Below are 16,426 nucleotides of genomic sequence, written 5' to 3'. Positions count from 1 at the left end.
TAATATTTTTAATCAGCTCTCTATTATCTATGAAATTATTCTTCAATTAAATTAGACATTACATATGCATACACTAATGATTCTGTATGCGCAATAGAACTTTCATGTGTACGTTCAAATGCGTGAGAAGAATCAATACCCGCTCCAATTAACGCATGTTTCACGTCAAATCCCGCACGAATCGCAGCTGATGCATCAGATCCGTAGTACGGATAAATATCTACTTTATATTCAATATGATTCGTTTTCGCAAGCTCTACTAAATGTTTACGTAAAGCGTAATGATACGGGCCGCTAGAGTCTTTTGCACAAATAGATACTGTATATTCATCAGATGTTTGTCCATCACCTAACGCTCCCATATCAACTGCTAAGTATTCAACAGTTTCTTCTGGAATGTTAGAATTACCACCGTATCCAATCTCTTCATTATTAGAAATTAAGAAATGTGTCGTATATGGTAATGTTACGTTTTCATCTTGTAATCTTTTAATTAATTTTAATAAAATCGCAACACTTACTTTGTCATCTAAATGACGTGATTTTATGTATCCACTCTCTGTAATTTGAACGCGCGGATCAAATGAAACGAAGTCTCCTACTTCAATTCCTAATTCGCGTACTTCATCAGCTGAAAATACGCGCTCATCAATACGAACTTCAATATTTTTCTCATCGCGTTTTGCTTCACCTGCATCTTTATATACATGTACAGATGTTTGATGCATTAAAATCGTTCCTGTATACGTCTTGCCGCCTGACGTTTCAATTTCGCAATATTCTCCTTCTACAGAGTTCCAGCGAAATCCACCAATCATAGAAAGACCCAGGCGACCATCAGACTTAATTTCTTTTACCATCGCACCTAACGTATCAACGTGTGCTGTTAATAAGCGGTGCTGCGCATCATTCTTCCCTTTTACCGTTAAAATAAGAGCTCCCTTATTATTACGTTTCGTTTCTACGTTCCACTCACTGACATAGTTTTCAATGAAATTAATAATTTTTGCTGTATTTCCAGATGGACTTGGAATAGAGACAAGCTCCTTAATAAGTTCCATCGTTTCTCTCGCATGATGTGCCATTGTCGTTTCCTCCTCATTTTCTCTACTATTCAGTATACAAAATTCACCAGAAAACCTCTACTTATATAGCTTAATTTTCTAAATTGTAGTAAAATTCTTTTTAGTATACAAAAGGAGTCCTGAAATATGAATATATCAAAAAAATATATACACATTGCACTCATTTGGTTTTTAGCATCATTATTTTGTTTACAAATCTCTTATGCCATTCATACTACTACTTCTATTACAATTGGCTGGATATTAACAGCTATCATCTTCATTATTAGCTTCATTGCAACAAAAAAGCATAGCGTTACTCATTAACGCTATGCTTTTCCTATTAAACTATTCTTCCGAGACATCTAATAAATAAATCCCTCTTTCAAATCCACCACGCTCTACTTCTTTTTTCTTACGAAGGCGTTCCACATCTTCAATTGATGCACCTTCCGCACGTGCTAATGAAATGATTACTTCTAGTGCATCCGCAAGAGAATCTAGCGCATGTTCACGTTCTTTCATAGAAGCAAATTCTCGAATTTCTTCCGTTCCAATTTTCGCTAAAGCTTGTATGTATGCTTGACCTGTTAATTTTTGTGCGGTATACGTTTTTCCAGACATTAAAATCTTCTCCGGAACACGATCTCTTACTAACTTGTTATATGCTGACATCATTCATCCTCCTATATTTAATAACATCCGAGCTCTGCTTTATAGAAAAACCATTTTTTCTTCACGCATGCACTTAACATATCAATTCCTGATTCATGTGCTCTTACATGCGGAAAGAAATAGTGCTCTGAGTTTTCTTCCTTACCATATAGAGTTTGGTACTCATCTGGAATCGCTTCTTTTTTCACATCTTTTTCTTTCGTCACCCCACCAGAAAACGCAACACTTGGATGTCCCTCAAAAAATAACGCAGTCCGAACTGCCAAAGATGGTGTACTATGCAAAGCAGAATATGTAAGCAAAATAATAGTGATAACACCGATCATTCTCTTCATGTATTACTCCTTAAAAAAAGTGCTAACACAATTATACTAAAATGTGTTAGCACTTTCTCCCCTTTATCCCGAATTAACGAGCTACTCATCAGTGAGGAATGGACAAACTTTATTCCCCTTTAAATGCTGGTAAACGTTTCTCTAAAAACGCAGCAATTCCTTCTTTATGATCCGCTGTTTGTCTCATTGCATATTGACCACGCTTTTCTAATTGCAATGTTTGCTCTAAATTAGAGCGATTTACTTCACATAAAATTTGCTTCGTTTGAATCATTGCTTTAATCGGTTTTTGTGACCATTCATTAATTTTTTGCTTCACAGCCGTTTGGAAATCTTCGCCGATTACTTCATCAATTAAGCCGATATCAAGCGCTTCTGTCGCTGATAATTTCTTACCTTCCCAAATAATTTGCTTCGTCATATTTTCACCAACGCGCTTTTGAAGGAAGAAATGACCGCCTCCATCTGGAATTAAAGCGATTCCAATAAAGTTCATTGCAATAACAGATGATATATCCGCCATTACATAATCAGCTGTTAACGCAATACTTAACCCAAGACCTGCAGTTGGTCCATGAATTGCACTAATAACAAGCTTCGGCATCGTATATAATGTCACGACAACTTCAGAAATGGTATTCATAATGCCATCAAACTTACTTTCATCATTACTTGAAAGCATCGATTTAATATCCCCACCCGCAGAAAAACCACGGCCGTTCCCGCATAACACAACAATATGCGCAGAACTTTCCGCTACTTCTTTCAACTTTTGTAATAACTCTTTTAATGTCGGCTCATCTAACGCATTTAACACCTCTGGGCGATTGACCATAACCGTTGCAACGTGGCCTTCATATTTCACAACGACAGATTCTGTTTTACTTGTTATTTCCATTATATATACCCCTCTTTTCTCCATAAAGATTATACTTATATAATTATAGAAAACCACTGAAAAATCCTTCTTTTTTCTTAATTTTCTGTCTAATAATCTCGCAATTTGTACATATATCGTATAAAACATACAATTCCGTTGAAAAATATAGAAATTAAAGTCGGTTTATCCATGCTTTTCATCTATTTACCATTACAATGAAATGGTGTATTCTTAAGTTTGATAAAAAACAAATATTGAAATTCATTCGCCTTACTATGTAAAAAAGGCTTTATACCCATCTTTTGGGTGTTGTAATAAAGGAATGAAGAACTGGAGGAACATATGTTTACTAAGTTGAAACAAACGGATAACTACTTCCCACATTTCCTATTGCTATTCATTGTGTTTCAACCAATTTTAGATTTATTAACATCTTTTTCAATCTATATATTACACATGAGCGCAACAGTTGGAGTTGTAGTCCGTTTCGCCTTTATGCTTCTTGCATTAGGATACCTACTTCTTCATCACAAACAACAAGATGCGAAAAAGTACATCCTCTATTTATGTTTACTCGGAATCGCACTCGCAATCGGTCTTGTAAATAATATGATGGTTAAATCTCCAGTTTCATTTGGAGAAGAAGTTAAATTTATCTTAAAGAGCATATATCCAATTGTGCTACTGTTTGGATATATTATCGCCTTTAAAGAGCTAAAAAATAAAGAGTATGTATTTCATAAAATCATTACATATTTCTTATATGCAACTTTAATTTTAAGTATCACAATGATTGTCGCAATGCAAACTGGAACAGATTTCCCAAGCTATCCTCACTCAAAAATCGGTTCAAGAGGTTGGTTCTTCGCTGGAAATGATTTAAGTTCTCTTTTCGCCATTATGTTCCCAATCATTGTCTTATATTCGATACATAAAACAACTTCTTTCTCGAAAATATATTACTGGATTCCAACAATACTTGCGATGTATGCAAGTATTATGGTCGGAACGAAAGTCGGATATGGCGCAATTGTTATTACATTAGGCGTAGCACTTTTCTTCTCATTCATTGAATACATGATAAATCGTAAAAAAGAAGGAAAAGGATTTACACATATTGTAAATACCATTGTTGCCGCAGTTATACTAGGAGGTTTAATTGCTCTTACACCGCATACTCCTATCGCAAAAAATATGGGCATTCACATGCAAATATACGAATACAAAAAATCAGTACAAGAAGAGAAAGATCGAAAAGAAGGGAAAGTAATTAAAGAAGATCCAGAAGATGCAAAAAAACATGCAAAAGGTGAACTTACAGATTCTGAAGTGAAAAGTTTAATTTATAGTGATCGCGACAAATTCTTAAAAACATACAAACAATACTATAAAGACGCACCGCTTTCACAAAAACTATTCGGAATGGGTTACGCTGGTAACTACACAGATAAAATTAAATTAATTGAAATGGACTTCCATGACCTATTTTTCGCCTTTGGCATTGTCGGTTTCCTTATTTACTTAATACCTCTTCTATACTTTGGTATTAAATTATTTATCCGCATGATCACAAACTTTAAGAAAATCATGAGCGTAAAGTATATGCTATTAGCGAGCACACTCATTCTATCACTTGGCATTGGCTTTATGTCTGGCCACGTATTAACAGCGCCAGCCGTTAGTATTTTCTTCGTTGTTATACTCGCTTATATCATTGTTGATTTTGAAATTGAATAGAAAGAAGGTGCTACGAAATATTAGTAGCACCTTCTTTTTTATTTAATTAATGTTTTACGTACTCTAAGCTTTCTTTTGCAATATACGCTTCAGTTACAGTAGGATTATCTGAAATAACTTTAATCCACGCTTTTCCATTTATTATTTCTTCACCAGTAACTGTGACAACTACATTTGTATTTAAACGATACAGTCGCTCATTTGATATACTAGGATTCTTTTTCACTTCTACGTTATTCATCACACGTGCAAGTTTATACTTGTTGTATTCTTTTTTACCTAAATAAGAATCAAAACGGTTCATATGCCCCGCTACTTTTTTACCCCAGTTCGCATCAGATGCATATTTCGCATTTAAACCAGCAGCTTTATCACCTGTATATGTTGCTGTATAACGCCAATGTCCTGGATTTAAATATCCTTCATTCATGTATAATTTTGCTGCATGTTCAATACAATCTTCTTTTGAATTAAATGCTTCCCCGTTACCATATGGACTATCGTCTGTTGCTTTTAAACCAAATAAATTATTTTTATCTTTTGCAAGAGCGCTTGTTCCATAATAACTTTCATGGATTGCTAATGAATATAAGAATAATGCATTTACATTATACTTGCTTTCTACTTCTTTAAATTTCTTTCCTAAACCAATTAATGGAGAGTCTGGCTTAATCGATTTCACATAACTATCTAGTTGTTCAGCTGTATAATTTGTTTTCGAACGTAATGATAAATAATTGAAATATTGATAGAAAGTTTCATCTCCAAATGTTTTTCCATCTACACTATACATTTGCTGTCCTTGCTTCATGAAAGAAGGTGCCACACCATATCTAAATTCTGTATATCCAGGTGAACTTGTATTATATGTATAATATTTATGGTATAAATATCCATCTGATTTCACATAATAAGACGACTGTTTCATTTCATTTGTAGGAATTAAAGTGATTTCATTCTTCTTCACATAACCTGTCAAACCAGAAAGTTGAACTTTCACACGATCTTCGCCAACTTCTAAAACTTTCAATTCTGTTCCATACTGAATATACGTATATACTGTTGACAAATTCTCATCATAAATATTAATGATGTTTTGCCCAGTTATTCTTTTCGCACTTGCAAAACCATCTTTAATCCATAAAAATTCGTTCTCGTATTTTACCGCATTCATACCTTTATTTTGAGCAGCCGTAACTGCTTCTTTATACGTATTATAGCGCTCTACTTCTTGCTCTGTTCCGTTTTCTCTTACATTTGTCACAACATATTTCTTAGTTTCTACAGGATTGCTATTTCCGTTTTTTTCAATCGTCTGAAGCATACGATCCAACATAGCTGAAGCCATCCCTCTTGTAGCTGATAAATGTGGTCTAAATGTATTATCTTCTGGATACCCTTTAATAATTTGAGTAGCCACCATAACTTGTACATGCTCTTTATAGTTAATACTATCTTTATCAGTAAAGGTAAGCGGACTTACAGCTACTTTAATATTTTTATAGTCTAACGCTCGCTTTACCATTATCGACATTTCTTCACGTGTAATCACATCATTTGGTGAGAACGTCTCGTTCGTACGACCATTAATAATTTTCGCTCCATATGCTCTACTTACACCATCATATAAACCGTAAGTCTTCGGCACATCCTCGAAATTCGAATCAGCTTTCGGTAAATTTAAAGACCTTGCTATGAATGTAGCAAACTCTGCTCTTGTTACTAATTTATCAGGCGCATATACATTCTCACCATACCCCATTAAAACTCCTTTAGTAATAAGTGAGCGCATATGCGTCTCAAACATATGTCCTGTAATATCATCATTTGCCGCATAACTTGAAATAGGAGTTAAAAGTAATGATCCCGTTAATGCCACTGCTGTTATACCTTTTGAAAAAGTCTTCAAGGTTATCCTCCTCGTAATCTACGAATTTATTATCACAAATTTGATTATATAATAATCGCAATCATTTTAGCATAATAAATAGGAATTAAAATAAAACGTTTTTATAATTATAATTTTCATTAAATTCAAAACAAAAGACACTTTACTTTTTTAATAAAGTGTCTTTTTCCATATGATCAATGAGTTTCTTTGTTGCCTGTTTGCCTTGCAACCGAAGCTCATCTATTATTAATTGTAACTCTTGCTCCACAGTTCCTTGTTGCATTAATTGCTTTTTCGCAATTTCATATAAATACTGCGCACTCCATTCGCCATCCACACTTCCTATAACTGGCTGATTCACTTGACTTAAAAACGAATCAATTTTCGGATCGTACGAAATCCCGACCATTGGAGTTTTGGCTACAGCAGAAAAAACAAGTGCATGAAGACGCATACCAATTAGTAATGAACATTGTGATAAAATGAATATTTTCTCGTCGATATCCATTTTATATGGAAGCATATACGTCTCTTCTCCCATTAAGTCTACTACTTCACGCGAAGCTTTTTGATCAAATGGCTCATGCATTGGAACAAATAGAATTTGGTATCCTTCTTGCTTTAATTTTTTTAATGCCGTAGCTAATTTTTTTACATAATCTTCTTTTGAATTCCAATAACGCACACTAACCGCGATTACTTTTCCATGTATCGAATGCTTTTGCAACCAATCCGATTGTTTTGTCCGTTTCCATGTTAAAACAGGGTCTGGAACAATTTCAATATCGTTTTTTATGCCAAGTTCTTTTAAATATAAAAACGAATCTTCATCTCGAACTGATACATAGGAAGCTTTTGACAAGTTCCATTTTACCAATAGACGATTATATCCTTTTGTAATTGGACCTATTCCTTGTGAATAAATATAATATGGCTTTTTTAATAATCGAGCGAGTCCCATAATACCCGTATAATATAGAATACTCTTCGTACTTGTCTGATCTTGAAGAAGGCTCCCGCCACCGCTAATAACTCCATCACTGTTTTTGATTGCATGATAAACAGCTTTTATATTCCAGCGATCTACCGATTCTACACCATACCTTTCCTTTGTATATTTAGAATCATTTGATAGTACTACTAGTTCTATATCCGGGTTCTCTTTACTTAACGATTCAATAATTGATTGTAGAATCGCCTCGTCTCCAACATTATAAAAACCATAATATCCTGATAAGACTAAACGCACCCTAAATCTCCTCCAAAACTAGGTAACCGTTTATTTCATCTAACATAAACTGGTACCCATTCCTTACCTAAACACTTAATACCCTACATAGTTTCCTCTTTATCAGCTCATATGAATTTTAATAAAAAATTAAATTTCTATATTTATCTTTTCAAAAATGGTATTTTTTTCATTGATATCCATTTTAATTTCAAAGCACATACACCATACAAAATGGTTGTAATACTTAATGCTATACCGCTGAATAATAACGTCATAATTCTTGAAGATGTAACATCTATCACATTACATAGTTCATACAATCCTAGTCCGAAAATACATGCTATTGCTAGCACACCGAAAAAGTTTTTGAAATGAATAGAATAGGCAATATAGCTTCGAATATACAAATGATTTACAATACAAATCAATACGTAAGTAATTAATGTACTATACGCCGCTCCATCTATGCCAAACTTCTGCACTAACATAATGTTTAACACGACTTTCACACAACTCGCGCCAATAACAATCCATGCAGCTTGTGCAGAACGATTAATCCCCTGTAAAACACCTATTGATAATACCATAACCGCAGTAAAATACGAACTGCCAATCATAACTGTTAACATACTACTGCCTTTTACGTCTGTGAACAATCCGACATTTAACGGTACTGTTAATGCCATCAACCATACTGTTAATGGTGCTGTCAAAACATGCGCTAGTCGATTTGTATTTTGAATTGTTATTTTCGCCAAATTTATATCTCTTTTGGCCAATGCGGAAGTTAAGAGTGGTATTAACGGAAATACAATTGCACTTGCAAAAATAACAATTATTTGCGTGAATGCAAAACCGCGACTGTATATTCCAAATTGTTCTTGAATTTCTGTTGATGATCCTTGTAATACATGCGGTATTGTAAGCGAGTCTACTAAATTTAAAAGCGGCATTGATAAAGCTCCGATAGCGATTGGGATCGATACCCGCAATATCTTTTTGCCGTTTTCTCTTAAATCTCGGAGCGAATAGGAATTGCTTTTATTGTAGTATGGACTTCTATTATATTTTATACGCAAATATATAAGCGAACTAATGACTCCAAGAAAAGAGCCAACCATCGCACCACTAGTAATAACAGTATTACTCTTATCCCACGATACTAGTATGTAAGCAATTATTAACATAAAAAACACACGGACAAATTGCTCAATGACTTGTGATACTCCTGTTGGTTTCATATCACCGAAACCTTGGAAATACCCTCTATACACCGCCATGTATGGCGCAATGAGTAATGCTAATGAAGTAATAAGCAACGGCATTCTAGTTTCTTGTCCACCGAGCATATTTGCAATTTCAATAGAAAATAATACAATGACTAAACAGCCGAAAACGCCAAATGCTATCCCTATAATTGACGCTGATTTAAATAATTTCGCAATTTCCTTTTGCTTATTTTTTTCGTTCAACTCTGCAATTAGTTTCGAAATTGCAAGTGGAACTCCGGCTACCGATAATGTAAGAGCAATCATATATACAGGAAAAACAAGGCGGAAAATACCTAGCACTTCATCTCCTGCAATATTTTGTAATGGAATTTGAAAAAAACTACCAAGCAATTTCGACAAAAAAGTTGTAATGGTTAAAATTGCTGCTCCTTTTACAAATGTTTTATTCATATTTTTTCTCTTTTCTTTTATACATATACTCTCAAACATATTGTTTTAAACGATAGGGATTCACTTTATCCCATTGGTTATCATAACAAATTTATTATAGGTTGAATACTTGGTTTTTTTTTCAAAATAGAAAACAGAACCAATTCAAACCTATCTCTTCACAATCTTTTTCTAATTCCTTCCATTATATATATGTACACATTATAACCGTTTCTGTTACGCAAAAAGAGCTCTTCCTCTCTATCACTGCGATACATATTACTAAAAACATTATAAGAATATCCCACAACTCTACATTATAATTTATGTAAAGTTGTGAGATATTCTAATTGCCATCTAAACACTTAAGATTTTCAATTGCTCTTTCTGTTCATCGCTTGCCATTACTACAATTGTTTTTTCAATACTTGGATGTACTTGCTCAAGCTTTACACTTGCCCCTACTTTATTTGATTGCTCAACAAAATTTAATAATGCCATAGCTCCTGATACATCCATATAACGCACATCTTTCATACGTAATACAACTGGTGACTTCACATCTTGTAAAGTAGAGAAAATACGATCTACTGATAGGAAAGAGAGCGGTCCTTGAATTGTATACGTTTCTTCTCTTTCTTTTACGATAGAAGTTTTACGTTCTTTACATTTCACCATATATATGATGAACGAAAGAATAATACCGAATGCAACGGCAATCATTAAATCGAACTTCACCGTTACAATCATCGTTACGAGCATAACAACGACATCACCTTTAGGAGCGACATGCATCTTTTTCATGCTTTCCCAATCGAACATTCCAATACCAGTTAAAATTAAAATACCTGATAATACAGCAAGTGGAATATATTGTACGACCGAACCAAGACCCATAATAAAAATAAATAAGATAACACTATGCATACATGCCGAAAGTGCCGTTTTACCACCACTTCTTATATTCACAATAGATCTTACAGTCGCACCTGCACCTGCTAATCCGCCAAACAATCCGCTCATCATATTACCGATACCTTGTCCAACAAGCTCTTTATTACTTTTATGACGCGTACCAGTCACATTATCCATTACGACCGATGTTAACAACGAGTCAATCGATCCTAATAAAGCAATACTAAGCGCTGGTAAAATAAGTGCTGCTATTCCTGTTCCACTTAAAGATGGAATATGAAGCGTAGGCATCGCTTCTGGAATGGTTCCAATCTTTTCAATTACTTTATTTAGTGAAAGATTTCCGATAATCGGTAACTTTACTGCAAGTCCTTCGAGTAGAGAAGAAAATAAAGGAAGCAAAGCTGTCACACCGACTAGTGCTACTAAACTAGACGGAATCGCCTTAATCCATTTGCCAGAAACAATCATTACAATAATCGTTAACACAACAAGTAGAAAACTATTTTGTACATGCTTTATTTCACCTAAAATAATGATTAATGCAATACCATTCATAAATCCTGAAACGACAGGATACGGAATATATCGAACGTAAGAACCGAGCTTACATACACCGAATAAAATTTGAAATAATCCTGCCATCATAAAGGCAATAAAACTTGCCTCTAACCCGTGCGTCGCAATAACTCCAGTTGCGATAACGGTAATTGGTCCAGTTGGCCCCGTTACTTGCCCAGGTGTCCCGCCAAATAACGCTGCGAATAAACCTGCAAAAATCGCACCATATAATCCAACAAGCGCTCCCTCAGACGTTCCTGTCGCGGCAATACCAAATGCAATCGCAAGTGGTAACGCAACAATCGCAACAGTAAATCCTGCTAAACATTCCTTTGCTATTTTTTGAAACATAAAAAAACCACCTTTGTATAAAGTCCATGTTCCATTGTACACCTAAAAAGATACATTCGTTAGCTCACTTTTTACATTCTCGTGACGTAAACGGATTTAATGAAAAGTTTCCCCCTTATCTTTGGAAACAATTGCAACTATGCTATAATGAACAAATTAAATCTTTTACTATATACTTGGAGGCACTATGCTAACTTTTGAAGAAAAATTATCGATTATTGAATCTTTCCCAGAACTAGAAAGAAAGAACGTATCATTAAAACGTGTAAACTTCCACTTTGAAGAAAGTCGTTTAGATAAAAAGAACGTTGTATTTCATTTACACCCAAATGGAAATGGATTTGTGTATGCAAGCGGTATTAAAGGTTACAAAACGGATGATAAAGGTATGGTTAACATCCGCGAGTTTTCAGCAGAAGAGTTACGTTCAGTAATTGAGAAATCAATTGACCTTCTATCACAAGAAGAAGTAGTAGCACCTGTAGAACCTGCGAAAGAAGAAGAATGGCAGAACGAAGATGGTCATATTCTTACTCTTATTTCAGAGGATGACATGTGGAACGTGTACGCTGGTGTAAACTTAGACGGTACATTCAACTCTTATCCAGAAGCTGCGGAATACCTTGATGAAGAAGGTTTTTCACGCAAATAAAAATAGAAACCTATTTCATTCAACGACTTTTATAGTAATCAAAAAAGACACTTAAGGTGTCTTTTTTTGTTATATAAACTCCTTTCTCACACTATCTCTATTAATTTTCATAAAATGATTCAGAGGAGGTTTATATGAATACAACTGCTAAATTAATAAATTGGAAAGAACATGGCGATATGATTATTCTAGAATGTGAATTAAATGGAAAACGCTTCGAGATATCAACATATAAACAACGAATATATAATGCACACCTTTTATCAGCTGACGTTTATATTCGTTTAGATTCATCTGATAATATAATTGGAATAAATATCTATAAAAAGTAAGAAAAGCCCCCTATTCCGTAAGCGGGCTTTATCTTTATTACAAAATGTTAGAGTATACTCTCTTTTTTTTCATACAGTTTATGTAATTATACATATTCATTAAAAAATACACTAAATGAATATTACATGTAGTAAAATATAACTTGTGGGCACGTTCTATAAAGCAGATTCTTTTAAAAGGCGTAACATATCAATTATTATAGGGGATGTGGCGTCACTTCGATATTGATCTCAAATCTCTTGTCTTTTGTGAACTAACAATCTAGTGTATATAGACGATTCTGCTTTATAGTGTGTGTTTACACTCATAACAAAGGGGTAATGGTAATACGGATAGATTCCGATTCGTATGAAATGAAATGGTTCAAGTCGGAGAGAGGCACCTTAAGGTGTCTTTTCTTTTTGGACATTACATCCATTTTGTTTTTCCACCTTATTTCAAATGCGCTAATTAACCTTCACCAAGAAGAAATGAGAATTAAGTAAATATAAAGTGATTGATATTTACTTAATTCCCAACCTCTACAAAAGAACAGGACATTTAAGAATTAACAAAGATATTGTTTCTTCTGTTTAATCTCTTACAGAAAAAGAGACGAAAACCCCATAGATATGGGGTATCCTTCATTTTCTATTTTTTCGCACCTTTCAGTGACTCCCTTAGCACAAACTTCTGCAACTTCCCGCTCGCATTACGAGGGAGTTCATCTACAAATAAATAATGACGCGGACGTTTATAATCTGCTAGTTCATCACTTTCTTTGCAATACGTTTCTAAATCAGCTTCTGTTATTGTTTCATCTTTCTTCACAATAACTGCCACCACACGCTCTCCCCATAATTCATCTGGCTCACCAAGTACCGCCACATCTAATATACCGTGATGACTATGAAGGAAATCTTCAATTTCACGAGGGTAAATATTTACACCACCGCTAATTACCATATCATCAACGCGATCTGCAACGAATAAATAACCATCTTTATCGAAGTATCCTAAATCACCAGAATGATACCATCCTTTATACATCGATTTTTTATTTGCCTCTTTGCGATTATGATAGCCAGCCATCATAGTTGGGCCACGTAAAATAATTTCTCCCACCTCATAAGGAGGTAATACATCATCTGGTTCTGCCGGTGCCTCCTCGTTCGGTTTCACAATACGAACTTCGTGGCTAAAGCATGGCGTGCCTGCTGAACCAGCTTTCGTAATTTGATCCTCCTCTACGAGAAACGCAACAACTGGTCCCATTTCTGTCATTCCGTATATTTGAACAAGGTCAATATAAAGACGTTCTTTACATTCCTTCACTAACGCCGGCGCCATTGCCGCTCCGCCATATATACCAATTTTCATTGAAGTTAAATCATACTGAGTTAAATCTTTTTGCAACAACATATTCCACATCGTCGGTGCTGCAAAGAACGTCGTAATCTTTTCTTCTTGAATCGTATGTAATACTGTTTCTGTATCAAAATGATGCAAAATAACATTCTTCCCGCCAACTTGAATGCGTGGTATGATTCCGGCATTTAATTCACCACAGTGATATAAAGGCGCAACAACAAGCCCCACACTATCTCTATTATATTTTAGGAAATACGTACAAATCATACTATGCTCAGCCATTTCACGATGACGATGTAACACACCTTTCGGATGACCTGTCGTACCGCTCGTATAAAGCATAGAACAAAAGTCCATTTCATCAATTTCGATATTTACTTTCTCAGGAGATGCTGCATTCACTTTTTCATGGTAGGAACTTGCATAGGAAGGTTTATCGTTTTCTATAGACCAAAAAGATGTATTTGGAAAATCTCGTTCAATGATAGCAACAGTTGACTCAACTGCTTTTTCAAAGACAACGACTTTCGAGGATGCGTCCTGAAGAATATAAGATACTTCTTTCGCCTTTAAACGAAAGTTAATTGGGTTAAAAATCGCACCAATTTTCGCACAAGCTAAGTAAACGTTTACAAATTCATGGCAGTTATATAAGTAAACAGATACCGTATCTCCCTTTCTTACTCCGTCTTCTAATAAAGCGTGTGCCGTTTTATTTATTTGTTCGTCCCACTGTTTATATGTCCAGCGAATATTTTTTTCAGGTTCCACTAACGCCTCTTTATTCGGATACTTACCAACAGATAAATCAAAAATTCTCCCTATCGTCATGTACATGCCAACAATTTCCCCCTTTTCTCTTTCATAAATCTATCATTTCGTCCATAAGTAGACATTGTCCTTCAATGTTTTGACTAATTTTTCTGATTATTATCGACATAGTTTTACAACACGTGCAAACCTTTGGTACATGAAATTATATTGGCGATTTTTCAAATATATCGACCGCAATTCAATTTATAGCAGCGATTTTTCGAATATATCGCCTTACTGACAAAAGCTGACAATATAAAAAAGAGAGTGTTCCGATTTGGAACACTCTCCTTCTTATACAAATAGCTCTTCTAAAATTTTCAGTTTATCTTCTGTATATTTTACAAAGCCATCGTTATATGATTTTGGATCTTTCGGATTTGCGAAGTGCGTAATTGCCCCCGTCTTCGGATGAACAAATTTACTTGATGCACCGCAACCAAGTCCGATAATTGATTGTACTTCTTCCATAATGACAATGTTGTAAATACTTTCTTGCGTCGGCATTGCATAACCAACGTTCTCTAAGTTACCTAAAATATTCTTTTGACGATATAGGTAATATGGTACGTAATTATGCTTTTGCGTCCATTCTTCTGCTTCGTGCATCATCGCTGTAATTTCTTCGCGACCTGCTACTTTATATTTACGTTTGTTTTGCGTCATTTCAGAAGCACGTTTAAATGATAACGTATGAACTGTTAATGATTCTGGCATTAACTTTTCTGTTTCATCTAACGTATGCTTGAAGATATCTAACCCTTCACCAGGAAGACCAATAATTAAGTCCATATTAATATTGTTCATTCCCATTTCACGAGCTAAATGGTATTTCTCAATTGTTTCTTCTACAGTATGGTGACGTCCAATTGCTTTTAGTGTCTCTTGATGATATGACTGCGGATTAATACTAATACGGTCAATGTTCCATTTATTTAACACTTCTAGCTTTGCTGGCGTGATCGTATCTGGACGACCTGCCTCAACTGTTACTTCACGTACATTTTTCACGTCTGGGAACGCTTCGTACATTTCTTCATACAGCATATCCATCTCTTCTGCTGTAATACTTGTAGGTGTACCGCCGCCATAATAAATCGTCGTAACTTTCACACCTTTTTCTTTTAAAAACTTACCAATTTCACGAACTTCATAATGTAAACCACCTAAGAACGAATCAACAGACCCTTGGCGTCCATTAATCGCATAAGCCGGGAATGTACAGTATGCACATTTCGTTGGGCAGAACGGAATACCGATATAAATACTTACTTCTTCTTTCAAACGGTATAAATCCGGAACAACTGCTAATTGGCAATCAACAATGCGCTGAAGAAGTTCAATTTTCTCTTCATGAATTAAATAACTTTCACGAAGTTCTTGATGCGCTTCTTCCTTTGACATACCATTTTGAAGCATTTTATGAAGAAGTTTCGTCGGACGTACTCCCGTTAAAATACCCCAGCTTTGTTCAAGTCCAGTTAACTGCTGAAGAACAGAAAGATATACATAAGAAACAACGTGCTTCACTTGCTTCATACGCTCTTTTTCATCTGTGAAAGCAGATAAATCTTTCGAGAATGTTTCTTCATACACATTTCCTGTGCTAACATCCGTTAATCGAGCGGATGCTTTCACATTATCCTCAATGTGTATATCAACGATCAGATTCGCTTCCTCTTGTTCAAATCCAATCGTACTATCTTCAAAAAATAAGCCGCCAATATTTTGTAGCGGACGTAAAAAACGATCATCTTGTAACGTTTTAATTGAAATTAACACATTATCACCTTTTCATTTGCAAACTCTCTTTAGTTTACTTGAAGGGCGTTTACAGGTCAATACAGAAGGTTTTACCTGTTTTTCTTACATTTTTTCAAATAATTCTTTTTATATGAATATCGCTCATGTATATAGACATCATGATTTTCTCTTGTTAAAATTTATTAGTGTTAAAATTGATACATAGTGAAAATA

General features: G+C 34.7%; 14 protein-coding genes. 4 read left to right on the top strand and 10 right to left on the bottom strand.

The features are described 5' to 3' along the window. Window positions 1-35: 35 nt before the first annotated feature. Entirely contained in the window at window positions 36-1,085 is a 1,050-nt protein-coding gene (locus ACYFX0_RS27525; RefSeq protein WP_098829682.1) for a M42 family metallopeptidase, read from the bottom strand. A 126-nt stretch (window positions 1,086-1,211) separates the two neighbouring features. Here ACYFX0_RS27525 and ACYFX0_RS27520 point away from each other — a divergent pair, with 126 nt between their 5' ends. Continuing rightward, window positions 1,212-1,391, top strand: a complete 180-nt coding sequence (locus ACYFX0_RS27520; RefSeq protein WP_086397354.1) for a hypothetical protein — start codon at window positions 1,212-1,214, stop codon at window positions 1,389-1,391. 21 nt (window positions 1,392-1,412) lie between these two features. On the opposite strand, the gene ACYFX0_RS27515 is transcribed toward ACYFX0_RS27520, so the two are convergent. The 3 genes from ACYFX0_RS27515 to ACYFX0_RS27505 form a co-directional block, all read right to left on the bottom strand. After that, window positions 1,413-1,739 (bottom strand): nucleoside triphosphate pyrophosphohydrolase, encoded by a 327-nt coding sequence (locus ACYFX0_RS27515; RefSeq protein WP_001277348.1) that lies wholly within the window; start codon window positions 1,737-1,739, stop codon window positions 1,413-1,415. A gap of 17 nt (window positions 1,740-1,756) precedes the next feature. Beyond that, window positions 1,757-2,074 (bottom strand): hypothetical protein, encoded by a 318-nt coding sequence (locus ACYFX0_RS27510; protein ID WP_000827125.1) that lies wholly within the window; start codon window positions 2,072-2,074, stop codon window positions 1,757-1,759. 109 nt (window positions 2,075-2,183) lie between these two features. Beyond that, window positions 2,184-2,996, bottom strand: a complete 813-nt coding sequence (locus tag ACYFX0_RS27505; protein WP_001999174.1) for an enoyl-CoA hydratase — start codon at window positions 2,994-2,996, stop codon at window positions 2,184-2,186. A gap of 300 nt (window positions 2,997-3,296) precedes the next feature. Here ACYFX0_RS27505 and ACYFX0_RS27500 point away from each other — a divergent pair, with 300 nt between their 5' ends. Continuing rightward, window positions 3,297-4,691, top strand: a complete 1,395-nt coding sequence (locus ACYFX0_RS27500) for an O-antigen ligase family protein (protein ID WP_106082156.1) — start codon at window positions 3,297-3,299, stop codon at window positions 4,689-4,691. A 46-nt stretch (window positions 4,692-4,737) separates the two neighbouring features. Here ACYFX0_RS27500 and ACYFX0_RS27495 read toward each other — a convergent pair whose 3' ends face one another. The 4 genes from ACYFX0_RS27495 to ACYFX0_RS27480 form a co-directional block, all read right to left on the bottom strand. Further along, entirely contained in the window at window positions 4,738-6,600 is a 1,863-nt protein-coding gene (locus ACYFX0_RS27495; protein ID WP_000847500.1) for an S-layer homology domain-containing protein, read from the bottom strand. 142 nt (window positions 6,601-6,742) lie between these two features. Continuing rightward, a complete protein-coding gene (gene csaB, locus ACYFX0_RS27490) occupies window positions 6,743-7,831 on the bottom strand; it encodes a polysaccharide pyruvyl transferase CsaB (protein ID WP_001241600.1) in 1,089 nt (362 codons plus the stop codon). Between the two features lie 143 nt (window positions 7,832-7,974). Further along, on the bottom strand, window positions 7,975-9,495 hold the full coding sequence (locus tag ACYFX0_RS27485; RefSeq protein WP_001044005.1) for a putative polysaccharide biosynthesis protein: 1,521 nt from the start codon (window positions 9,493-9,495) through the stop codon (window positions 7,975-7,977). Window positions 9,496-9,831: 336 nt separating this feature from the next. Continuing rightward, window positions 9,832-11,301 carry a SulP family inorganic anion transporter gene (locus tag ACYFX0_RS27480; protein ID WP_000486648.1) on the bottom strand — a complete coding sequence of 490 codons (1,470 nt, stop codon included), beginning with the start codon at window positions 11,299-11,301 and terminating at the stop codon, window positions 9,832-9,834. 187 nt (window positions 11,302-11,488) lie between these two features. Here ACYFX0_RS27480 and ACYFX0_RS27475 point away from each other — a divergent pair, with 187 nt between their 5' ends. Next, window positions 11,489-11,953, top strand: a complete 465-nt coding sequence (locus tag ACYFX0_RS27475) for a hypothetical protein (RefSeq protein ID WP_000954998.1) — start codon at window positions 11,489-11,491, stop codon at window positions 11,951-11,953. A gap of 134 nt (window positions 11,954-12,087) precedes the next feature. After that, entirely contained in the window at window positions 12,088-12,285 is a 198-nt protein-coding gene (locus tag ACYFX0_RS27470; RefSeq protein WP_001098258.1) for a hypothetical protein, read from the top strand. A 631-nt stretch (window positions 12,286-12,916) separates the two neighbouring features. Here the strand turns inward: ACYFX0_RS27470 and ACYFX0_RS27465 are convergent. Then, window positions 12,917-14,473 (bottom strand): fatty acid--CoA ligase, encoded by a 1,557-nt coding sequence (locus tag ACYFX0_RS27465; protein WP_000281976.1) that lies wholly within the window; start codon window positions 14,471-14,473, stop codon window positions 12,917-12,919. Window positions 14,474-14,743: 270 nt separating this feature from the next. Further along, window positions 14,744-16,231, bottom strand: a complete 1,488-nt coding sequence (locus ACYFX0_RS27460; RefSeq protein ID WP_000908777.1) for a coproporphyrinogen III oxidase — start codon at window positions 16,229-16,231, stop codon at window positions 14,744-14,746. Between the last annotated feature and the right edge of the window lie 195 nt (window positions 16,232-16,426).

It is taken from the genome of Bacillus sp. NEAU-Y102 (assembly GCF_054788175.1).
This window is presented reverse-complemented; position numbering and strand designations above follow the sequence as displayed.